We start from the raw sequence: 20,884 nt of genomic DNA, 5'->3' as shown, positions 1-20,884 counted from the left end.
TCGCCGCCGTTCGCGCATTCACCCACGAACTTCAAAGTACATACTTGTGGGCGCCGTTCGCGGAATTCCACACTGATGCTGCACTCAAGGTTGGGGCCTGTCTGAGGAGTCACGGTGTCTTCGTCCGCCGAGCAGCCTTCCCGTCATTCACCGTCAGCGGAACACCGACCGGTTGGGCCAGCCGACGTCCTCGCGTTCGCTGACCGCGCCCGCCTGCGGGTGCTGCGGCTGGCGGCGGCCAAGCCGCTCCACGTCGGCCCGGCGCTGTCCGTCATCGATCTGCTGGCCACACTCCGGCTGACGGTGCTGCGCGACCGCCCGGGCCGGCCCGACTGGCCGGACCGGGACCGCCTGCTGCTGAGCAAGGGCCACGGCGCCTACGGGCTGTACGCCGTGCTCGCCGAATCTGGCGTGCTTACCGGCGACCTGGACCGGCTGCCGGGGCACCCGGCCGACGGACTGCCCGGCGTCGAGGCCGCGACCGGGGCGCTGGGCCACGGCCTCTCCTTGGGCTGCGGCATGGCGCTGGGCACCCGGCTCGCCGGCCGGCCCGGCCGGGTCGTGGTCGTCACCGGCGACGGCGAGCTGGACGAGGGCACCAACTGGGAGGCCGCCCAGTTCGCGGCGCACCACCGACTGGCGAACCTGGTGGCCGTCGTGGACCGCAACGGCCTTCAACAGGAGGGCTGGACCGAGGACGTGCTGCGGCTCGAACCCCTGGCCGACAAGTGGCGGGCGTTCGGCTGGTCCGTGGCGGAGGCCGACGGCCACGACCCGGCCGCCGTGCGGTCCTCCGTCACCGCTCTTCTCGACGGCCCCGGACCGGGGGTGCTGCTGGCGCACACCGTCAAGGGCCGGGGGGTGTCTTTTATGGAGAACGACCCCGGATGGCACATGGGGCGGCTGACCGCCGAGCAACTGAGCACGGCGACAAAGGAGTTGGTCGCGCGCGCTGCAGCCCGTCCGCAGGTGGTGGGGGCGTGAGCGCGCGCGGCGCGGCCGGTGCCCGGCCGGCGTCGATGCGCGCGGCGTGCGCGCCCGTCATTGCGGCGGCGGTGCGCTCGCACCCCGACGTCATCACCGCCGGCGCCGACGGGCAGGCCCTCTTCGGCCCCGTCATCTGCGCCGACCCGCGGCGGTACGTCGAGGCGGGCATCGCGGAGACCAACCTCGTGGCGATGGCGGCCGGGCTGGCCCGCACCGGCTGGCGCCCGGTGGTGGGCGCGATGGCCCCGTTCCTTATCCGGCGCGCCTACGAGCAACTCCGGCTAGACGTGTCGCTGCCCGGCCTGCCGATAGTGCTGCTCGGCGTCGGCGGAGGGCTGAGCTATGGCCCGCTCGGCCCCACCCACCACGCGGTCGACGACATCGCCCTGATGTCCGCGCTGCCGCGGATGGACATCTACTGCCCGGCCGACGCGACCGACGCCGCGCACGTGCTGCGCGCCTGCCTGCCACCGGGCCGGCCGGCCTACATCCGGCTCACCGCGCGCGAGGACCCTCCGGTCATCGACCCCGGGGAACCGGGTGACGTGCGCGCCGTCCGCACTCTGCGCGCCGGGAGGGACGCCCTGGTGCTGGCCACCGGGCGGTGCGTCGCCGAGGCCCTGGCGGCGGCGGAGCACTGCGCCGGCGCCGGCCTGGACGTCGCAGTGGCCGCCGTCACCTGCCTGCGCCCCTTCCCGGTCGAGCAGGTGCACAAGCTCGCCCGGGACTACCCGCTCGTCGTCACCGCCGAGGAGGCGGCGGGCCCGGGCGGGCTCGGGGACCGGGTGGCCACCGCGGTGGGCGGCCCGCCGGCCCGGGTGACCCGACTGTGCGTAGACAACCGCTACCCGCCGGTGGGGACGCACGAGGAACTACTCGCCTTCTACGGCGTGGACCGGAGCGCGATCACGTCCGCCCTCACGCGGACCCTCATCCGGAAAGGTGACCATGAAGATCCTGTCTAGCGCCCAGGCCTGCGGGTTCGGGCCGGTGTCCAAACTCGTGGCGGTCACCACCATGGTGGGCGGCGGCACGGTCGACTTCGTCGGCCAGGGGGTCGCCCTGGACTTCGTCCGACGACACGCGGACCGCTTCGGCCGCGTCACCGCCGGCGACACCGCGCACGGCACGGAGATCTCCCACCGACTGGTCGACGCCGACTTGGTGCTCAGCGTTATGGACGCCGACCTGGTGTTCTGGGCGGTACGCCAGCAGCGCCGGGTGGTGTTCTTCGACAGCCTGCTGCACTTCTGGGCCACCCGGCTCACCTTCGCCGAACTCGCCCGGTGCGCCCGACTGGTGCGCCAGGCCGACACCGCCACCGCCTGGAGTGCCTACCAGCGCTTGGCCCCGCACGAGCGCATCCTCGTCGCCCACCTGCTGGCCACCAGATCCTTGGTGCAGAACTTCCCCGGCGTGCGCGAGCGCATCGCCGAACTGGCCGCCGTCGGGGCCGACCACGTCCGGCTGTGCGGTCCCATCGTGGACACCACCACCCTGCGCGCCCTGCGGACCGTGCCCCCGCGCGGCGACGGTGCGGGACTGCTGATCAACCTCGGCGGCTTCAAGAACTTCTACCTCGACTACGAGTCGCGCAACGCCTACCTGGACCTGGTCCAGCGCTGGGTGGTCGACCTCGCCCGGGACATGCCCGAACTCGGCCACATTCTGGCGTGCTGCGGCGCGTTCGCCCGGCCGGAGACGATCCGCGTCGGCGACGTACGGGTGGAGTTCCGGTTCCTGCCGCACCGGGAGTTCCTGGACCAACTGGCCGCCACGGCGCTGTACGCGGTGCCGCCGAGCCTGACGTCGCTGCACGAGGCAGTCATCGTCCGCCGCATGCCCTTCCTGCTGCCCGAGCAGCACTACGGCCACATCGTCAACCGGCGCATGGTCGCCGACACGGCCGTGGGGCGGCACGCCGCGAGCCTGCGCCGGTGTGGCCCGGAGTTCGAGGTCCCCGAGGACGACCTGGAGGGCACCCGCGAGCTGGACCGGCTTACCCGCGAGCTGGTCGATGACGAGCCTCGCTACCAGCGGCTGCGCGCCCATCTGGGTGACCGGTTCGGTGCCTACCGGGCCCTGACCGCTAGCCAGCGCGACGATGCGATGGACGAACTGGCCGACCTGCTCGACGGGCCTCCATTGACCTCGCTGTTGGCGGACCTGGACATGACACTGCTGGAGGCGGCGGAGCGATGACCGACACCACCCACCCGAGCGCCGAACGGGCCGAGGCCGAGCGCCACGGCATCGACATCGACACCGTGGCCGGTCAGATGCTCCGCGCCCATCGGGCCCGTACCGGCGCGCCGGCGCCCGCACCACACGACCTGGATGTGCGCGTCTGGATTCCGGCCGGGGCGCGCAAGTCCCGGCGCCGGCTGTTCGTACGGCTAGATGTGGCCGGTACCCCGGCCGCTGTGGCCAAGGTGCCGCTGTCCGCCCACGATCCCAAACTGGCCTACGAGTTCGAGGTGCTGAGCGGGCTGCACCCCTCGTTCCCCCTGGCCCACCCCGCGCCGCTGGACCGGCTCGGCGGCGGGTTCACCATGACCTACCTCGGCGGCAGCGACCTGCCTGCCGTGCCAGGCCTCACCGCGGGACCCGACGCGTGCTGGCGGGTGCTGCGGCCGGTGGTGGACAGCGTGGCAACCCTGCACCTGGCCCCGCTGGACGACAACGCCCCGGCGCTGACTCCGCACCAGGCGGCGGCCCAGTACGTGCGGCGGCCCGAGTTCGGCGCGGCCCACGCCGACCGCGCGCTGCGCGCAGCCCTGCTCGCCCGCACCCACGGCGACCTCGGGCCGTGGAACGTGCGCTACGACGTGGACGACGGGACGGTGCGGCTCCTGGACTTCGAGGACTACCGGCCGGTGGGCGTCGCCGGCATCGACGTGGTCAACCTACTCCTCACCTGCGGACTGCTGGTCTTCCCCGACTACCCGGAGCGCGGCTTCGACTGGCTGTACGACCAGGTCTTCGAGAGCGACCACTGGTTTCGCGCGGTGCTGGGCCGGGCCCTGACCCACTACGCCACCGCCACCGGACAGCGCCCCGCCAGCGTCGCCGACCTCACACCCCTGATGTGCCAGTGGCTCATCGAGCGGATCACCGCGGAGGGGCGCGACACCTCCGGCATGTTCTACCGCACGTTCGCCGACCGCTACCTGAGCACCCGTCCGTCCCTGACGAGGAGCCTCGATGCCTGACCCGACCTCACACGACACGGATGTCCTGGTCATCGGCGGCGGCCCGGCCGGCCTCTTCGCCGCGCTGCGGGTGGCCAGGGCCGGCCACCGGGCCGTCGTCCTGGAGGCCGGCGGCGACATGGGCGAGAGCCTGTGCCCGCGGGTCAGCGCCCGGCTGCGCGGCCGTACCGTGCGGGACGCGGAGAAGTTCCGCCTGCAGTGCCCGCGCTGCGACTGCCTGACCGGACTGGGCGGCGCCGCCTTCCACTTCGACACCAATCTCGGCTACATCTCCGCGCTGACCCGGTCCAAGATCGAGGCCGCCGAGGACGGCACCTCCCGCTCCTACAGCGGACTCGAACGCGCCCTCGGCTCCTTCGACCGCGCCCGCCGACTCGTCGCCGAGGTGTACGACATCCTTTTCGGGCTCGGGCTGCCCAGGGCCGAGGCGTCCGAGGCCGCGCGGCCGTCGGCCACCGCCGGCGACCCGGCAGCCTCCGGCGCGCCGGAGGTCTTCCAGCACGTCGACACCGCGCCCTCGCAGAGCGTTACCGTCGACGTCGCCCTGACCGTCATCGCCAATCTCCGCGCCGAGTTGGAGGCCGCCGGCAGCCGGGTGCTGCTGCGCCACACCGCGACGCGGGTGCGCCCGCTACCCGACGGCGGGTTCGAGGTGGCCGCGACCACCCCGGGGGGCGGGGCGCGCCTGCGGGCCGCCGCCGTGGTGGTGGCCACCGGCAAGCTCGGCCTGCCCTGGGTCGGTGACCTGGTGCGCGACCAGCGCGTCGCCCACCGCCCGACACGCCGGGTGGACGTCGGGGTCCGGCTGGAGACCGGCCGCGCCGACATGGCCGCGCTCCTGGACGGGTGCCACAACCCCAAGCTGTCCTTCCTCAACGACCGCGGCGAGTCGGTGCGCACGTTCTGCGTGTGCGAGGGCGGCCGGGTGATGCAGTACGCCTTCCTGGACGCCGTGGCCCTCGATGGCCAGCACTGCCTCAACCAGCCGACGTCTCGGTCCAACATGGGCATCCTCACCACCGTCGACGTCCCCGAGGGAGAGGACGGCACCGCCTACGCCCGCCGGTTCGCCCGCCGGGTGGCCGAGCGCGGCGGCGGCCGGCCCGTGGTGTGCACGGTGGACGAGCTGGCCGGTCGCCCGGCGCCACCGGGCCCGCCGTCCACCAGCCTCATCGACTACACCCACGCCCCGCTGCGCGGCTGCCTGCCCGAGCCGATCGTGCGCGACGTGCTGGAGATGGTCCAGCGGCTCAACGCGCTGCACCCGGGCATGATCCCCGGCTCCGCGACGGTCGCGGCTCCGGTGGTCGAGCGACTCTTCCCGGACCTGGCCCTCACTCACGACATGGAGTCCTCCGTCCCCGGCCTCTACTTCACCGGCGACTCCTCCTCGAAGATCATCGGCATCACCTACGGGGCGGCCACCGGCATCGCCGCTGCCGACTCGGCCATCACCCGCCACGTGCCGCTCACCGCGGGAGGCCGGCGGTGACGCTCACCCTGCCGCGCGTGCGCCCCGCCGGCCCCGCGCGCCTCCGCACCCTCACCCTGCCGCTGTCCGCCGGGCCCGCCGGCCTGCTCGCCGGGCGTCCGGACACCGCGCCGCTGCTGGTGAACTTCCTGGCCGCCCTCCAGGAGGGCTACCAGATCGCCTGGCCCGTGCTCGGCATCGCCGGCGGTACCGCGGTGCGGTACACGATCGCGCCCCGCACCGCGCACACCACCTTCGCCGACCTAATCCGCACCCCGCCGCACACCGGCGGGAGCCGGACCGACTTCCCCCACCAACCGTGCCTCGCCGTCCTCCTCGCCGATGCCGCAAACCCGCCGACGGCCCCGGACGGGGTCGTGTGGGCGGTCGCCGCCGACGGCGGAACGCTCCGCGTCCACCACGACCACCGCGCCGTCGACACGCCGACCGCCCGCCGCATGGCCGAACACCTGCTGCTCCTGCTCGGCGCGGCCGCCCGGCGCCCCGAGGCCCCGGTGGTCTCCTGCGAACTACTGCTGCCCGCTGAACGGGAGGCGCTGGAGGCATACCAACCGCCCGCACCCCGCTGGCCGGACACCACCGTGCACCGGATGTTCCGCGAGCAGGCGGCTCACACACCGGGCCACACCGCACTCGTGCACGGCGGGCGCTCCCTGACCTACGCGACCCTAGACCGTTTCTCCGACACACTCGCCCGACGCTTGCGCCCCGCGGTCTGTGTCCCCGGCGATCTGGTGGTGCTCTCCGGCGAGCGGGGCTTGGAGTTGTTCGCCGCGATCCTCGGCGTGTTCAAGGCCGGCGCCGGCTTCGTCTACCTCGACCCCGCCCTGCCAGCGCCCCGCGCCGCGACCATGCTCCGCCAGACCGGGCCCGTGGCCGTGCTGCGCACCGCGTCGGGCCACCCCGGTACCGCCGGGCCGCACGCGCTGTCGGTGGAGGCGCTGCTGGCCCACCCGGACGAGGACACCGAGCCACCCGACGACATCGCCCACGCGGGCTCCACCGCGTACGTCATCTTCACCTCGGGATCCACCGGCGAGCCCAAGGGCGTCCTGCGCCCGCACCGGATGCATACCTCGCGGATCTTCCTCGAACAACGGCTGTACGACATGGGGCCGGACGACCGGCACCTGCTGAAGTCACCTGTCAGTTTCCGCGAGTTCATCTGGCCGCTGGCGAGCGGCGGGACCGCAGTCGTCGTCGACCCCGGCGCCGAGCGCGACGACCGCGCACTGGCCCGGCTCATCGACCAGGAGGGCGTCACCACCGTCAGCTTCGTACCGTCCATGCTGCGCCTGCTGCTGGAGCAGCCGGAGTTCCGTCGGGCGTCCCGGCTGCGGCACGTGTTCGTCGGCGGCGAGGCGCTCGGCGCCGACCTGGAGGCCCGGCTGCGCGACTGCGGCTTCGCGGTGCACAACACCTACACACTCACCGAGGCCGACTACGTCAGCCACCGGCAGGGGCCGGTCACCACCCAGGCGCAGGGCAGCGACGGCGGCACGGTGATCGGCCGGCCACTGGACATGCGGGTCCACCTGTGCGACCGGCACGGCCGCCGGGTACCGCCCGGCGTGATCGGCGAGATCCACACCGGCGGCCCCGGACTGGCCGACGGCTACCTGGGCCGACCGGACCTGACGGCCGACCGCTTCGTGCCCAACACCCTCGACGCGGACGGCCCGCCGCGGCTGTTCCGCACCGGGGACTTGGCCCGGCACCGCCCCGACGGCCAACTGGAGTACCTGGGCCGCGACGACGCCCAGGTTAAGGTGCGCGGGCAGCGCGTGGAGCCCGCCGAGGTGGAAATCGTGCTGCGCACGCACCCCGCGGTCGCCAACGCCGCCGTTACCGGGATCGCCGACCCGGACCAGGGCGCCACGCTGGTCGCCTACGTGGTGGCCCGGGACGGTGAGCCCGGCATGCGGGAGCTGCGCGAGTTCATCGCCGGGCGACTGCCGGACTTCATGGTGCCCGGCTACCTCACGCTCGTCCCCGCGCTACCCCTGCTCGACAGCGGCAAGGTCGACCGCGCGGCACTGCGCGTAGACCACCGCCGGCGCCCGGACCTGGCAGTGCCCTACGCACCGGCCGGCACCGCCCGCGAACGTCGGATCACCGAGCTGTTCGCGCGGGTGTTGGGCCTGGACACGGTGGGACTCGACGACGACTTCTTCGCACTCGGCGGGGACTCGCTGCGCCTGATGCTGCTGCGCGGCGCCGTTGAGGCCGACGCCGGTGGGGAGGTCGACCTGGCCGACGTGCTGCGCGCGGCCACCCCGCGCGGCGTCGCCGCCCTGCTGGCCGACGACGGCACCGAGCCCGGCCAGTCGGCGCCGCCCCAGAAGGCGGCGACGGAGCGCAGGTCGGCGCTGCTGCGGCAGCGCGCCGCCCTGCGGGACCGGCGTGCCGGCGCGGGCGCCGAGCCCGGAGCGGAGGAGGCCCGGTGAGCGCCGACGACCTGGCCGTCGCCATCGTCGGCATGGCCGTTCGGCTGCCCGGCAGCGACGACATCGACCAGTACTGGGACGGGCTGCGCGCCGGCACCACCTGGATCACCCGGCGCGGTCCGGTCAGCGGCGCGTACGTGCCCGCCTACGGGGCACTGGCCGCCGCCGGCCACTTCGACCCCGACCGCTTCGGCATCTCGGAGGCCGAGGCGCTGCTCATCGACCCGCAGCAGCGGCTGCTCCTCGAGACCGTGGACGAGGCGCTGGCCGCGGCCCACCTGGACCCGGCCCGCACCGGCCCGGTCAGCGTGTACGCCGGCGTCGGCCGCAACGACTACGAGCGCTGGGTGGCACACGCCCTGGCCGGCCGGCCGGGAGTGGACGAGATGGCACTGGAGATCACCAACGGGCGCGACTACGCCGCCACCCGCGTCGCCTACCGGCTGGGCCTGACCGGCACCGCGCTCACCGTGCAGTCGGCCTGCTCCACCTCGCTGGTCGCGGTGCACCTGGCCTGCCAGGACTTGCTGACCTACGGCTGCGACGCGGCGATCGCGGGCACCGCGGCGGTGCGGGTGCCAACCCCACGCGGCTACGCGGCGCCCAGCGGCGGCATCGGCTCCCCGGACGGTGTCTGCCGGCCCTTCGACCGGGGCGCCAACGGCACCGTGCCCGGCGACGGCGCCGGGGCCGTGGTCCTCAAGCGCCTGGCCGACGCCCGGGCCGACGGCGACGACATCTGGGCCGTGGTGCGGGGCTCGGCGGTCAACAACGACGGGGCCGCCAAGTCCGGCTTCGCCAATGTTTCCTCCGCCGCCCAGCGCGATGTCGTCCGGGCCGCCCTCCAGGTCGCGGGCTTGGCGCCGGAGCAGATCGACTACGTGGAGGCGCACGGCAGCGGCACCCTGCTCGGTGACGCCGCCGAGTGGGCGGCGTTGGCGGAGGTCTTCGCACCCGCCGGCCACCGGCTGCGGGTCGGGGCCGTCAAGGCCAACGTGGGCCACCTCAGGGAGGCCGCCGGCCTCGCCGGCCTCGCCAAGGCCGTGCTGTGCCTGCGGCACCGGCAGTGGGTGCCCACCCCGCACTTCGAGGCGCTCCCGGCCGACCTGGCCCGCCGCTCATCGACCCTCACCCCGTTGAACCGGGGCAGGGAGTGGACGGCGCGGCCGGACGGGGTGCGCCGCGCGGGCGTGAGCGCCTTCGGGCTCGGCGGCACCAACTGCCACCTGGTGCTGGAGGCCGCGCCGAGCACCGAGTGCGCTCCCGCACCCGTACGCGAGCAACTGCTGCTGCTCTCCAGCCACCGCGAGGAGACCCTGGAGAAGGACGCCGACGCCCTCGGCCGGGCCGTCGCCGCGGTGCCCCCGGACCACCTGGCCGACCTGGCCCTCACCACGCAGGTGGGCCGTCGCAGGCTCAGCCGGCGCCGCTTCGCCGTCGTCCACGACCCCGCCGCCCCGCAGGCCGCGTTCGGGTCCGACCGGACCCGGGGGCAGAGCGCCACGGCTCCGGCACACCCCCCGCAGGTCGGCTTCCTGCTGCCCGGCATCGGCAGCCACTACCCGCGCATGGGCGCCGGGCTCGCGGCCACCGAACCGCTCTTCGCCCGCCGTCTGGCCCCCCTGCTGGACATCGCCGATGAACTCACCGGCGGCGCGGTCGGCGTGCAGTTCGCCGGGACCGGCGCCGCGCCGCCAGCCCCGGCACACCCCGGAGTGGACCGGGTGGACCTGCGGGCGCTGCTGCGCCGCCGCACCCCGGTCGGCCCCGACCACCGCCGGCTGCGCGAGGTGCACCTCGGCCTCTTCTGCTTCGAGCACGCGTTGGCCGCCACCTTGATGGACCTCGGCATCCGGCCGGCCGTCCTGGTCGGGCACAGCCTGGGGGAGTGGGTCGGCTCCGCGCTGGCCGGCGTCATCGGTGTGGAGGACGCCATGGCGGCGGTGGCCAGGCGGGCGGACCTGGTCACCCTCGCCGGCCCCGGCGCGATGCTCGCGGTGCTGGCGTCGGCCGCTCAGGTGGCGCACCTCGCCACCGACGGCGTCTGGCTCGCTGCGGACAATGGCCCCATGCACTGCGTGTTCTCCGGCCGACCCGAGCGCGTCGACGCACTGGCCGACACGCTGCGCCGGGAGGGGTTCTCCGTACTACCGGTCGACACCTCGCACCCCTTCCACACCCCGCAACTGGAGGAGGCGGCCCGGCGGCTGGGGGACGACCTGCGCGGCGTCGACCTGCGGGCGCCCAGCATTCCGCTGGCCTCCAGCGTGCTGGGCCGGTGGCTGGACGAGCAGGTGATCGACCCCGAGTACTGGCGCCGGCACCTGGTCAGCACGGTCCGCTTCCGCGACGCCGCCGCCCTCGCGCTGAGCCGCGTGCGAGTGCTGATCGAGGTTGGACCCGGCACCGCGCGCCCCTGGGTGCTACAGGCCGACCCGGACGCCGTCGTGGTACGCACCGTACGCCAGTCCTACGAGCAGGTCACGGACCGGCAGACGCTGTTGGAGGCGCTGGGGCGGCTGTGGCTGCAGGGTGTGGAGACGCGGTGGACCGCACTGCACGGCCCCGGCCGCGCCAAGCACGCGCTGCCGAGGCCGCAGCTGAACCGGCGCCGGTTCCTGCCCGACACCGCGCCCCCCGCCACGGACCTTGCACTTGCGGCCCCCGAGACCGCGCCGCTCCCCACCGGCGCCGCCCCCGGGGCCGCACCGCCAGCGGATTCGGGCCCCGGCCCGCACCGGGCGTCGGCCATCGCGGGCACGCTGGAGGAGCACCTGCGTGAGCAGTGGCGAGCCCTGCTCGGCCTGCGCGAGGTCCACCCCGACGACCACTTCTTCCATCTGGGCGGCGACTCCCTGATGGGCGTTCATCTGATTTCCAGCCTCCAGCGGCTGACCGGTCGGTCGGTGCCCTCACCGGTGGTGTTCGCCTCGGCGCGGTTCGCCGGGATGGTCCGAGAAGTCGCGCGGTGGCTGTCCGAAGACGATGCCACCACCACCCCTGGCGCACCCCTCACGGAAGGAGGAGAAGCCCGTGTCTGAGCACACCCCCGAGCGGAGCCGGCCCGGCGCCGGCGACGAGCCGATCCGTACGGTCGGCGTGGTGGGAGCCGGCGTCATCGGCTCCAGCGTGGCCCACGCCGTCGCAGCGTCCACCGGCCTGCCGGTGACGCTGGTCGACTCCGAGGCCGAAGCCCTGCGCGGCGCCGCGGACAGCGTTCGCAGGCACCAGCGGCTGGCCCGGCTGACCGGCGGCCGGGGCCCCGCGAGCCCGCTGGACCTGACCATGACCACCGACCTCGACGCACTGGCCGACGCCGACCTCGTGGTGGAGAACATCACCGAGTCCCAGACCGCCAAGTCCGCCCTGTACCGGGAGCTCGACCGGGTGCTGCGGCCCGAGGTCGCCATCGCGGCGAACACCTCGGCGATCCCCATCGGCCTGTTGGCCCCGGCGCTGGCCGATCCCGGCCGGCTGGTCGGCGCGCACTTCATGAACCCCGTGGACCGCATCGGCACGGTCGAGATCGTCCGCGGACCGCTCAGCTCGCCCTCGGCCATGGCCGCCATCACCGGACTCCTCCGCGCTATGGGCAAGGAGTGGTTCGTCGTGCAGGACGCCGCCGGTTTCGTCGTCAACCGGGTGCTCATGGTGATGGTCAACTTGGCTGCCGCCCTCGTGCACGAGGAGGTCGCCACCCCGCAGCAGGTCGACGGGTTGTTCAGGGGCTGCCTCGGACACACCTCCGGACCGCTGCGCACGGCCGACCTCATCGGCCTGGACACTGTCGTCCGCACCCTCGACGTGCTGCGCGAGCACCACGGGACCGCCGAGTACGCGGCCCACCCAGCGCTGCGCGAACGCGTCACCCGGGGCGAGCTGGGCTGCAAGAGCGGCGCCGGATTCTTCTCGTACGGCAGGAGTTCAGCATGACCGACATCCAGCAGACCGCGACGTACAACCAGGTCCGCACGCGCATCCGGGAGCATGTTCTCGCCCTGGTCGGCCTGCCCGACATCGCGGACGACCAGCCGCTGATCACCGACCACGTCATGGACTCCATCGCGGCCGTCCAGATGGTCGCCTTCGTGGAGGGGGCCTTCGGGCTTCAGGTGGAGGACGAGGACCTGGAGCTGCGCCACTTCGACACCATCGACGGGCTCGTCGGCCTGGTCACCGGAAAGCTGGGGCTGCGATGACCGGCGCCTCCCGCGACCGCTCGCATCACCGGCTGCCCGACGACCTACCCGCCGCGGCCGACACCTGGGAGCGGGCCGGCGCCGTGGACCGGGCGGGGGTGCGCGCGGTGGCCGCACACGGCTTGCTCGGCCTCACGGTGCCCGCCGGCTACGGCGGCGGCGGGCTGTCCCTGCGGGAGAGTGTGGAGGCACACCGCGAGGTGGCGGGGCACTCACCCAGCCTACAGAGCCTGCTGGTGGTGCATGGCATGGTGTGCCACGCGGTGCGCCGCTGGGGACGGCCGGAGCTGCGCGAGGACCTGCTGCCCCGGCTGGCCCGCGGCGAACTGCTCGGTGCCTTCGCCCTCACCGAGCAGGAGGCCGGCAGCGATCTGCGCGCCCTGCGCACCCGGCTGCGGGAGCAGGACGGCCAGTTCCTGGTCACCGGACGCAAGCGCTGGGTCAGCTTCGGTCAACTCGCCGATGTCTTGCTGGTGTTCGGGGTCGGTGCGGGTGGCGGGACAAGCGTCCTGGTGCCGGTCGGCGCGGGGGCACGGGTCCGCCCGGAGCAGGTCACCACCGGGCTGCGCGCCTCCCGGCTCGCCGACGTCGTCTTCCACGACACCCCCGTACCGCCGTCCGCCATGGTCGGACGGCCGGGGTTCGGCGTCCCGCACGTGGCGACCGACTGCCTGACCGTGGGGCGGCTATTCGTCGCTGCGGCGGCGGTCGGGGTGGCCGAAGCGGCGATCGGGCTGGCCGCCGCGCACGCCGCCGCGCGCGTGGTGGGCGGTAAACCGCTCGGCTGCCGCCAGTTGGTGCGCGCCCTGCTCGCCGAGGCGTCCGTCGCCGCCGAGGCCGCCTGGCACACGGTGTGCTCGGCCGCCGACACCCTGGACCGCGCGGAGCCCGCGGCGGCCCTGGCCGCAAGTCGGGCCAAGTTCGGGGCCGCTCAGGCGGCGTCGCTGGCCACCGCCCACGCCTCCCGGGTGCTGGGCGCCGGCGGTCTGACCGAGGAGCACCGGCTGACCCGGCTGGACCAGGCCGCCCGCACCTATCAGGTAATCGAGGGGCCGACCGAGGTGCTCAAGGACCTGATCGGCGCCGCCGTGGTGAACCAGGCCCGCGGGGCCGCCCCGCACGCCGATGGCGCGGTGCGCGCCCAGGAGGAAGACGACCGTGCCCGAACTGCCTGAGCTGGTCAAGTGCGTGATCTGGGACCTCGACGACACCCTGTGGGACGGTACGTTGATCGAAGGCGACACGCTGAGCGTCCCGCGGCGCAACCGCGACCTCGTCCGCCGCCTGGACACCCACGGCATCCTCCAGTCGGTGGCCAGCCGCAACGACGAGGAACCAGCCCTGGCCGTGCTGGAGGAGACCGGCCTCGCCGAGTATTTCCTGTACCCGCAGATCGGCTGGGCCGCGAAGTCCGCGTCGGTGGGCGCGGTCGTACGGGCCCTGGACATCGCACCCTCGGCCGTGCTGTTCGTGGACGACTCGGACTTCGAGCGCGCCGAGGTCGCCAGCGAACTGCCCGAGGTCGGTTGCGTGACTCCGGGGCGGCTGCACGAGCTGGTCGACCAGGGCCGGGTGCTGCCCGCCAGCGTGACCCCCGACGCCGCGCGCCGCCGTCAGCTTTACCGGGCCGAGCAGTGCCGCCGAGACCACGAGGCCGCGTTCACCGGCCCGGCCGAGGAGTTCCTGCGCTCGCTGCGCATGCGGCTCACCATCCGCCCCGCCACCGCGCCCGACTTGGTGCGGGCGGCCGAACTGACGCAGCGCACGCACCAACTGAACACCACCGGCATCACCTTCAACAAAGCGGAACTGGCCGCGCTGTGCCGGGACGGCAGCCACCGGGTGCTGGTGGCGGAGCTGGAGGACGCCTTCGGGACGTACGGCACCATCGGGCTCGCGGTGATCGACGCCGCGCCGCCGGACTGGACCGTCCGGTTGCTGCTGATGTCCTGCCGGGTTCTGGGCCGCAACATCGGCACTGCCGTGCTCGCCGCCGTCGGCCAGCTGGCCGCGGCAGACGGGGCCGGGCTGCGCGCCCATTTCCGGCCCACCGAGCGCAACCGGCAGATGCGCCTCACCTACCGCTTCCTCGGCTTCCGGACCACCGAGACCACGGCCGACGGGCTCGTCGTCCTTGAACTGCCCGACCCGGCCGAACTGACCCCGCCTGCCTATGTCGACCTGCGCGTCGAGGCGGCGCCGGAAACCCCCACCACCGAAGGCATGGAGGTCCCCTCATGAAGGCGTTCACCGACAGTTGGGTCGACCGCTTCTCCACCATTTACGCCGAAGCACCCCTGGCCGAGTTGTCATGGTTCACCGCGGCGCCCGGCCCGGAACTGGTCAAGCTGGTCATCGACGGCGTGATCCGGCGCGGCGACTGCGTCGTGGACCTGGGTAGCGGCCCCGGCGTCGACGCCGTCTTCCTCGCCGCCCAGGGCATGAAGGTCACCGGCGTCGACCTGTCGGCGGCGGCCTTGGAGCGAGCGCGCGCCTGGGCCGCGCTGGCCGGCGTGGAGGTCGACTTCGTCCACGGTGACGTACTGGACGTGCCGCTGCTCGACGGGCTGGCCGACGTCGTCACCGACTCGTTCGTCTTCCACAACATGCGCGACGAGGCCCGGGCCGCCTACGCGGGGCAGGTGCACCGCCTGCTGCGGCCGGGCGGCCTGTTCGTCCTCAACTCCTTCTCCGACCACATGGTCGCCGGCACCGGGCCGCGCCGAGTGACCAGCGCCGAGATCCTGGCCACCTTCGACTCCGGGCGTTTCGACTGCGTCGACCTGCGTCTGTACCGCAACCTGCCCACCGCCGACAAGCCCGACCAGATCCACTGGATCGGCCAGTTCCGGGCCCGCCGATGAGCGAGCGGTTCGCCGGCGCCCGCGTCGTGGTCACCGGCGGTGGGCGCGGTATCGGCCGGCAGGTGGCCCTCGGCTTTGCCGCCGAGGGCGCGGACGTGGCCATCATCGCCCGCACCACCTCCCAACTGGGCGCCGTGCACGCCGAACTCGCCGAGACGGGCGGCAAGCACCTGGCGGTCACCTGCGATGTGGCGGACGAGGCGCAGGTGGCCGACGCCCAGCGGTGCGTCGCCGACGCCTTCGGTACGGCCGACGTCCTGGTCAACGCGGCCGGCGTGTTCACGATGGGTGCCTCGGCCGACTACGCGCCGGCAGAAGCCCGCGCCCTGCTTGCGACCAACGTGCTCGGCACCCTCCAGTGCTGCCAGAGCTTCGGGCGTCCGATGCTGGCCAGGGGCCGCGGCAAGATCGTCAACTTCGCCTCGCTGCTGTCCTTCACCGCCTTCCCTGAGCGGGCCGCCTACGCCGCCAGCAAGGCGGGGGTCACCCAGCTCACCCGGGTGCTCGGGGTGGAGTGGGCCGCGGCCGGGGTCAACGTCAACGCGGTGGCTCCCGGCATGATCAGGATCGAGACGCCGCACCCCGCGGCCCTGGCGGAGGACGACATCATCCGGCGCATCCCCGCCGGCCGTCGCGGCAGGCCTCAGGACGTCACGGGCGCGGTCCGCTTCCTGGCCTCCCCGGACGCCGACTACATCAACGGCCAGACCATCGTGGTCGACGGAGGGTGGCTCAGCTATGGATATCTCTGACGCCGGCCGCCCCGGCGGCCCCCGCGTCTCCCTGTGCGTCTTCTGCGGTGTCTCCGGCGGGCGCACCCCCCGCTACGCGCGGGCTGCGGACGAACTGGGGGAGCTGATCGCGCGCCGGGGCCACCGGCTGGTCTACGGCGCGGGCGGCATCGGGCTGATGGGCGCGCTCGCGCACGGCGCCGCCCGCCACCGGGGCGACATCCTCGGTGTCATCCCGAAGTTCCTGCGCGCGCGGGAGATGGGTGACGAACTGCCCCGGCAGCAGGTCTGGCTCACCGAGGACCTGCTGGAGCGCAAGCGCGTCATGATCGACCGCTCGGACGCCTTCATCGCCCTGCCCGGCGGCTACGGCACGCTGGACGAGGTGCTGGAGGTGATCTCCATGGCAGCGCTGGGGCTGCCGGTCGGACCACTGGTTCTGGTGGACGTGGACGATGACTGGCGGGTGTTCACCACCCTGGTGGAGGACCTGTTCCGGCGGGACTTCACCCGCCGCACGGACCTGTTCCAGCGGGCCGCGACGCCCGCCGAAGCCCTCGACCTCGCGGAGGCCGGGCTCGCGCCCGGTCTGGCCGCGACCACCACGGGCTGAGGCGGGACATGGACAGCGATACCACGAAGCCGGCCGCGCGCCGCCGCTACCTGGTCGGCTGGGGGATCAACACCCTCGGCGCGGGGCTGGTCTTCCCGCTGACCGCCGTCTACCTGCGTGACCATCTCGACCTGTCAGTCTTCGGCGTATCGCTGTACTTCGGCCTGTTCGCCGTCTCCGGCCTGGTGGTGAACCCGGTGGCCGGCGCGCTGTGCGACCGCGGCAGGCCGGACTGGATCGCGCTGCTGGCCACGGTGTTCCAGGGGGTGGGCCCCGCCGTGCTGGTGCTGCCGGTGCCGGGCGCCCACGTGGCCGCCGCGCTGGTCTCCGGCGCCGGCACCGGCATTTTCTACGCGGTGCTGACGCCACTGCTGATCACGCTGTTCGGCAGGGACGGGCTCAGCCCCATGCTGGCGGCCCAGTACCGCGTCAGCGCGGGCACGGTGGGCGCCGGGGCCCTGGTCGGCGGCGTGCTCGTCGGTTCGCTCGGGGTGTCCGGGTACCGGGTGTGCTTTCTCGTCAACGGCCTGAGCTTCCTGCTCTTCGGACTCGTCCTGCACGGTGTCGTACGCCGCAGCCGGACGGCCGTTCGGCCGCTGCCCGCCCCACCGGCGTCCCCTGCCGACTCCCCGGCCACCGACGCCGGGCCGGCCTGGGCCCGCGTCCTGGCCCCCTTCACCGACCGGGTGTTCCTATGGGTGCTGCTCATGCAGGGCATGGTGGTCACCTTCGGCCTCGGGCAGGTCGAGTCCGTCACTCCTATCGTGCTGCACGACAGCGCGGACCTGACCGTGACAGGCATCGGCGTGGTGCTGACGGTGAACTCGCTCGCGGTCGTCGTGCTCCAGGGACGGGTGCTCAGGGCGGTCAAGCGCCTAGGCCACCTGCGCTCGGTTCAGGTGGCCGTCGCCTTCTGGGCCCTGAGCCTGGTGGTGCTCTGGCTGTCGACGGCCGTCACACCCTGGCAGGGCCGGCTCGCGCTGGCGGCCGGCTACGCGGCGGTGTTCGCCGTCGGCGAGTGCCTGGTGTCACCCAGCATCCAACCCATCGTGGTGGACAACGCCCCGCCGGGCAAAGTGGCCTCGTACTCCGCGTCCACCTCGCTCATCCACGGCATCAGCAACCTGACCGCACCCTCGGTGTGCCTGCCGGTGTTCTCGGTGCTCGGCTTCGCCGGCTACCTCGGGCTTCAACTGCTGGGTTACGCGGCCGCCGCCTTGGCGGCCCTCGTCTTGGCCGCCCACGGGCGCCGTCCGAGGCCGCCGGCCCGCGAGACCGCGTCCGGGATATCCCGCTGACCTGCCGCCCCGCGCCCGGGCGGGGGCGGCCGGGCCGACCCCCAAGAAACCGGTTCTACGAAAGTGACGGTGTTCCGCGATGTCTGGTACGACCGAGACGGGCCGACGCGAGACCCTCCTCATCATCGGCTCGGGCTACCGGATCGGCCACGAACGGCTGCTGGCCCAGATGGCCACCGAGGCCGACCTCGTCCTGCTCAACCCCGAACCGGTCACTTGGCAGACCCGCTGGGTGCGCGACGCCGAGGTGTTCGACCCCGGTGACGAGAGCGAGGCGCTGCGCCTGGCCAAGGGCCTCGCCACCCGCCACCGCGTCGCCGCCGTCGCCACCCATGAGGAACCCCTGGTGGTCACGGCCGCCCGGCTGGCACACGGGCTCGGATTGCCGGGGGTGCCCGTCGCCGCGGCCGAACTGGCCCGCGACAAGCACCGGCAGCGTCGGCTACTGACCGGGACCGGCATCTCCCCGACCCGCTCCCTTCTGGTCCACCGGGCCGACGAGGCGCGCCGCGCCGCACGGAAGATCGGCTTCCCGCTGATGGTCAAGCCCCGCAGCCTCTCCGGCAGCGCCGGCGTGCGCCGGGTCGACGACCCCGCCGACCTCGACGCCGCCTTCGACACCGCCGTGCACGTCGACAAGCAGGGCATGACCAGCGACGGCATCCTGATCGAGGAGTTTTTGCACGGCTACGAGTTCGACGTGGACTGCCTGGTGGTGGACGGTACGGCCATCCCGGTCTCCTGGGCCCGGAAGATCTGGGCGTACGACCCATACCCCATCGAGGCCGGCTTCGTCGTCGGCAACGGCGCCCTAGGCAGGGAGATCATGACCGAGGGCTTCGACCTGGCCTGCCGGAGCGTGGTCGCCGCCGGTATGGACCGCACCGTCGCCCACGTCGAGGTCAAGATGACCCCGAACGGGCCGCGGATCATCGAGCTCAACGCCCGGCCCGGCGGCGACATCGCCTCCCGCGTCGTCGAACTCGGCCGTGGCGTGCGCCTGGGCGCGCTGCTGGCCGCCGCCGCCCTGGGGCGCCGCCCCGAACCGGAGTCCTTCGCCGACCGGGCGGCCGGCATCAGGTTTCTCTACCCGCGCACCACCCAGCGCTTCGCGGGCCTGGCGGAGGCGGGCGAACTGCGTGCCCGACCCTGGGTCCACGAGATCCGCGAACTGCGCCCGCACGGCACCACGGTGACCCCGCCGCCGGAGGACCTGTGGGGCCGGGTCGGCTACGTCATGGCGACCGGCACGCACGCCGACGAGGTCGCCGACCGGCTGCTGCTGGCCCACCACGAACTGCGCGTCCTCGGTCCGGCCGTCGGTTGACCCACCCGAAGGCCACCGCACGCAACCCAACCTCCTTTCGCAGAAAGGCAGTCCCATGACGGAATGGAAACCGGGAACTTACGGTCCGCGCTGGAAGACGGTGTACGACCAGGTCGACTGGCCCGAGCCGGAGGGCGCGGTGAACTTCCTCGCCGAGCGCCGCGGCACCGGCCGGGCCCTCGAACTGGCCATCGGCACCGGCCGCGTGGCGATTCCGCTGGCCCGGCGTGGCGTCGAACTGGACGGGCTGGACGCGTCACCGGAGATCGTGGAGGTGATGCGGGGCAAGCCGGGCGGCGAGTCCATCGAGGTCACCATCGGCAACATCGCCGACTTCACGCTGGAACGCCGCTACTCGCTGATCTTCCTGCTGCTCAACTCCCTCTACGCGCTACAGACGCAAGAGGAGCAGATCCAGTGCTTCCAGACGGTGGCCGAACACCTCGATCCTGGCGGTCTCTTCGTCGTTGAGGGGTTCATGCCCGACCCCACCCGCTTCCACTTCAACGGCCGGGCGCACGTCTACGAGGTCGGCATCGACCACGTCCGCATCGAGGCCGACACCTTCGACCGGGCCACCCAGCACATCAAGGAGAACCACGTCGAGATCCGCGAGGAGGGCATCAGGCTCTACCCGGCGTTCCTGCGCTACGCCTGGCCATCCGAGCTGGACCTGATGGCTCGCATCGCTGGCCTCCGACTCGGCGAGCGCTGGGGCGACTGGGGCAACGTCCCCTTCGACGCCTGGTCCGAGAACCACATCGCCGTGTATCGGAAGGCGGGGTGACGGTGGTGGCGCATGGCACGCCGGCACCGGCGCGCCCCCACCCGGCGGCGGGGTGGGCGCGATGACCACGGCACGGCCCCGGCCCCCGTGCGCGGGGGCCGCGTCGGGCCGGCCCGCCCCCGCGCCCGGGCAGCAGACGCCGGCGCTGCGGCCCACTCCCGAAGTGGCGGCGGCCCGTTGCGATCCGGGACTGCCGCCGGCCGGGCCCAGGATCGGGCGCCCGCACCCGGTGTCGGCCCTGGCGGACCGCGTCAGCGACCTGTACGTGCGGCTTGGCTTCGACGTAGTGCGCCTGCCCCTACTGGAGCACGAGGAGGACAACTTCGACCTGCTCGGCTACCCACCGGACCATCCGACGCGCACCCGGCTCACGTTCTTCCCCGCCCCCGGCATCGTCCTGCGCAGCCACGCCTCATCCGGCATCCTCGGCGTGCTGCGCCGGGCCGCGCCGGGGCCGGCCCGCGCGCTGCTGGTCGCCACCTGCTTCCGCAACGAACTCGCCTCGCCGTACTCCACCCCCCAGTTCACCCAGATCGACGGCGTGGTCGTCCAGCCGGACCTGGGCCTGCCCGATCTGGTGGGCCTGTTCGACACGCTCGTGGCGGGACTGTTCGGGCCGGAACACCCGCGCTGGCTCAGGCGCGGCCGACAACCCTACAACGCCCCCGGCTTCGCCCTCGACATCGCCTGCCCCCGCTGCGCGGACGGGTGCGACGAGTGCTCGGGACGCGGGCGGGTGGAGATCGCCGCCGGCGGCGTGCTGCGGGACGAGGTCCTCACCGCCGGCGGTTACCGCGCCGGCCACTTGATGGGATTGAGCTTCGGTTGCTCACTGGAGCGCCTGCTGCGCCTGCGGCACGGCATCGACGACATCCGGGAGTTGCTGGTCAACGACACGCGGGTGCTGGAGCAGTTCGACTAACCACA

18 protein-coding genes are annotated in these 20,884 nt (G+C 73.4%); all 18 read left to right on the top strand.

Features of this window, described 5'->3' with window-relative positions; all coding sequences use genetic code 11:
- The first annotated feature begins 114 nt into the window (after nucleotides 1-114).
- The 18 genes from FHS42_RS29070 (at nucleotide 115) to FHS42_RS28985 (ending at nucleotide 20,879) form a co-directional block, all read left to right on the top strand.
- Entirely contained in the window at nucleotides 115-984 is an 870-nt protein-coding gene (locus FHS42_RS29070) for a transketolase (protein ID WP_312867083.1), read from the top strand.
- Nucleotides 981-1,952, top strand: coding sequence for a transketolase family protein (locus tag FHS42_RS29065; protein ID WP_184577381.1), 972 nt, complete (start codon nucleotides 981-983; stop codon nucleotides 1,950-1,952). Before FHS42_RS29070 ends, FHS42_RS29065 begins: the two co-directional genes overlap by 4 nt.
- Nucleotides 1,936-3,189 carry a hypothetical protein gene (locus FHS42_RS29060; RefSeq protein ID WP_184577378.1) on the top strand — a complete coding sequence of 418 codons (1,254 nt, stop codon included), beginning with the start codon at nucleotides 1,936-1,938 and terminating at the stop codon, nucleotides 3,187-3,189. Before FHS42_RS29065 ends, FHS42_RS29060 begins: the two co-directional genes overlap by 17 nt.
- A complete protein-coding gene (locus tag FHS42_RS29055; protein WP_184577375.1) occupies nucleotides 3,186-4,199 on the top strand; it encodes a phosphotransferase in 1,014 nt (337 codons plus the stop codon). Before FHS42_RS29060 ends, FHS42_RS29055 begins: the two co-directional genes overlap by 4 nt.
- Entirely contained in the window at nucleotides 4,192-5,691 is a 1,500-nt protein-coding gene (locus FHS42_RS29050) for an FAD-binding protein (RefSeq protein ID WP_184577372.1), read from the top strand. Before FHS42_RS29055 ends, FHS42_RS29050 begins: the two co-directional genes overlap by 8 nt.
- Nucleotides 5,688-8,138 (top strand): non-ribosomal peptide synthetase, encoded by a 2,451-nt coding sequence (locus FHS42_RS29045; RefSeq protein WP_184577369.1) that lies wholly within the window; start codon nucleotides 5,688-5,690, stop codon nucleotides 8,136-8,138. Before FHS42_RS29050 ends, FHS42_RS29045 begins: the two co-directional genes overlap by 4 nt.
- A complete protein-coding gene (locus FHS42_RS29040) occupies nucleotides 8,135-11,179 on the top strand; it encodes a type I polyketide synthase (protein WP_184577366.1) in 3,045 nt (1,014 codons plus the stop codon). The genes FHS42_RS29045 and FHS42_RS29040 overlap by 4 nt, the downstream gene beginning before the upstream one ends.
- Entirely contained in the window at nucleotides 11,172-12,071 is a 900-nt protein-coding gene (locus tag FHS42_RS29035) for a 3-hydroxyacyl-CoA dehydrogenase family protein (protein ID WP_184577363.1), read from the top strand. Before FHS42_RS29040 ends, FHS42_RS29035 begins: the two co-directional genes overlap by 8 nt.
- Nucleotides 12,068-12,337 carry an acyl carrier protein gene (locus FHS42_RS29030; RefSeq protein ID WP_184577360.1) on the top strand — a complete coding sequence of 90 codons (270 nt, stop codon included), beginning with the start codon at nucleotides 12,068-12,070 and terminating at the stop codon, nucleotides 12,335-12,337. The genes FHS42_RS29035 and FHS42_RS29030 overlap by 4 nt, the downstream gene beginning before the upstream one ends.
- Nucleotides 12,334-13,512 (top strand): acyl-CoA dehydrogenase family protein, encoded by a 1,179-nt coding sequence (locus tag FHS42_RS29025; RefSeq protein WP_184577357.1) that lies wholly within the window; start codon nucleotides 12,334-12,336, stop codon nucleotides 13,510-13,512. Before FHS42_RS29030 ends, FHS42_RS29025 begins: the two co-directional genes overlap by 4 nt.
- A complete protein-coding gene (locus tag FHS42_RS29020) occupies nucleotides 13,496-14,578 on the top strand; it encodes an HAD-IIIC family phosphatase (RefSeq protein ID WP_312867081.1) in 1,083 nt (360 codons plus the stop codon). The genes FHS42_RS29025 and FHS42_RS29020 overlap by 17 nt, the downstream gene beginning before the upstream one ends.
- The gene (locus tag FHS42_RS29015) at nucleotides 14,575-15,201 is read left to right on the top strand and encodes a class I SAM-dependent methyltransferase (protein ID WP_184577351.1); all 627 of its coding nucleotides are present in this window, start codon (nucleotides 14,575-14,577) and stop codon (nucleotides 15,199-15,201) included. The genes FHS42_RS29020 and FHS42_RS29015 overlap by 4 nt, the downstream gene beginning before the upstream one ends.
- Nucleotides 15,198-15,953, top strand: coding sequence for an SDR family NAD(P)-dependent oxidoreductase (locus tag FHS42_RS29010; RefSeq protein WP_184577349.1), 756 nt, complete (start codon nucleotides 15,198-15,200; stop codon nucleotides 15,951-15,953). The genes FHS42_RS29015 and FHS42_RS29010 overlap by 4 nt, the downstream gene beginning before the upstream one ends.
- Nucleotides 15,940-16,545, top strand: a complete 606-nt coding sequence (locus FHS42_RS29005; protein ID WP_184577345.1) for an LOG family protein — start codon at nucleotides 15,940-15,942, stop codon at nucleotides 16,543-16,545. The genes FHS42_RS29010 and FHS42_RS29005 overlap by 14 nt, the downstream gene beginning before the upstream one ends.
- Before the next feature lie 8 nt (nucleotides 16,546-16,553).
- Nucleotides 16,554-17,843 (top strand): MFS transporter, encoded by a 1,290-nt coding sequence (locus tag FHS42_RS29000; RefSeq protein ID WP_184577342.1) that lies wholly within the window; start codon nucleotides 16,554-16,556, stop codon nucleotides 17,841-17,843.
- Between the two features lie 79 nt (nucleotides 17,844-17,922).
- Nucleotides 17,923-19,170, top strand: a complete 1,248-nt coding sequence (locus FHS42_RS28995) for an ATP-grasp domain-containing protein (RefSeq protein WP_184577339.1) — start codon at nucleotides 17,923-17,925, stop codon at nucleotides 19,168-19,170.
- A 55-nt stretch (nucleotides 19,171-19,225) separates the two neighbouring features.
- Nucleotides 19,226-19,957: a class I SAM-dependent DNA methyltransferase gene (locus FHS42_RS28990; protein ID WP_184577336.1), complete on the top strand. Its 732-nt coding sequence runs from the start codon at nucleotides 19,226-19,228 to the stop codon at nucleotides 19,955-19,957.
- 61 nt (nucleotides 19,958-20,018) lie between these two features.
- Nucleotides 20,019-20,879, top strand: coding sequence for a tRNA ligase subunit PheS family protein (locus tag FHS42_RS28985; protein WP_184577333.1), 861 nt, complete (start codon nucleotides 20,019-20,021; stop codon nucleotides 20,877-20,879).
- Nucleotides 20,880-20,884: the final 5 nt, after the last annotated feature.

It is taken from the genome of Streptomyces zagrosensis, from assembly GCF_014203645.1.
GTDB lineage: Bacteria > Actinomycetota > Actinomycetes > Streptomycetales > Streptomycetaceae > Streptomyces > Streptomyces zagrosensis.
The sequence above is the reverse complement of the archived record's forward strand: the minus strand, read 5'-3'. Positions and strand labels throughout refer to the sequence as shown.

Bases quoted from the DNA above. Each gene is read 5' to 3' on its own strand.
- FHS42_RS28990 (WP_184577336.1), top strand. From the start codon at position 19,226: ATGACGGAATGGAAACCGGGAACTTACGGTCCGCGCTGGAAGACGGTG.
- FHS42_RS29015 (WP_184577351.1), top strand. From the start codon at position 14,575: ATGAAGGCGTTCACCGACAGTTGGGTCGACCGCTTCTCCACCATTTAC.
- FHS42_RS29050 (WP_184577372.1), top strand. From the start codon at position 4,192: ATGCCTGACCCGACCTCACACGACACGGATGTCCTGGTCATCGGCGGC.
- FHS42_RS29005 (WP_184577345.1), top strand. From the start codon at position 15,940: ATGGATATCTCTGACGCCGGCCGCCCCGGCGGCCCCCGCGTCTCCCTG.
- FHS42_RS29000 (WP_184577342.1), top strand. From the start codon at position 16,554: ATGGACAGCGATACCACGAAGCCGGCCGCGCGCCGCCGCTACCTGGTC.
- FHS42_RS28995 (WP_184577339.1), top strand. From the start codon at position 17,923: ATGTCTGGTACGACCGAGACGGGCCGACGCGAGACCCTCCTCATCATC.
- FHS42_RS29025 (WP_184577357.1), top strand. From the start codon at position 12,334: ATGACCGGCGCCTCCCGCGACCGCTCGCATCACCGGCTGCCCGACGAC.
- FHS42_RS29030 (WP_184577360.1), top strand. From the start codon at position 12,068: ATGACCGACATCCAGCAGACCGCGACGTACAACCAGGTCCGCACGCGC.
- FHS42_RS29060 (WP_184577378.1), top strand. From the start codon at position 1,936: ATGAAGATCCTGTCTAGCGCCCAGGCCTGCGGGTTCGGGCCGGTGTCC.
- FHS42_RS29010 (WP_184577349.1), top strand. From the start codon at position 15,198: ATGAGCGAGCGGTTCGCCGGCGCCCGCGTCGTGGTCACCGGCGGTGGG.
- FHS42_RS28985 (WP_184577333.1), top strand. From the start codon at position 20,019: ATGACCACGGCACGGCCCCGGCCCCCGTGCGCGGGGGCCGCGTCGGGC.
- FHS42_RS29055 (WP_184577375.1), top strand. From the start codon at position 3,186: ATGACCGACACCACCCACCCGAGCGCCGAACGGGCCGAGGCCGAGCGC.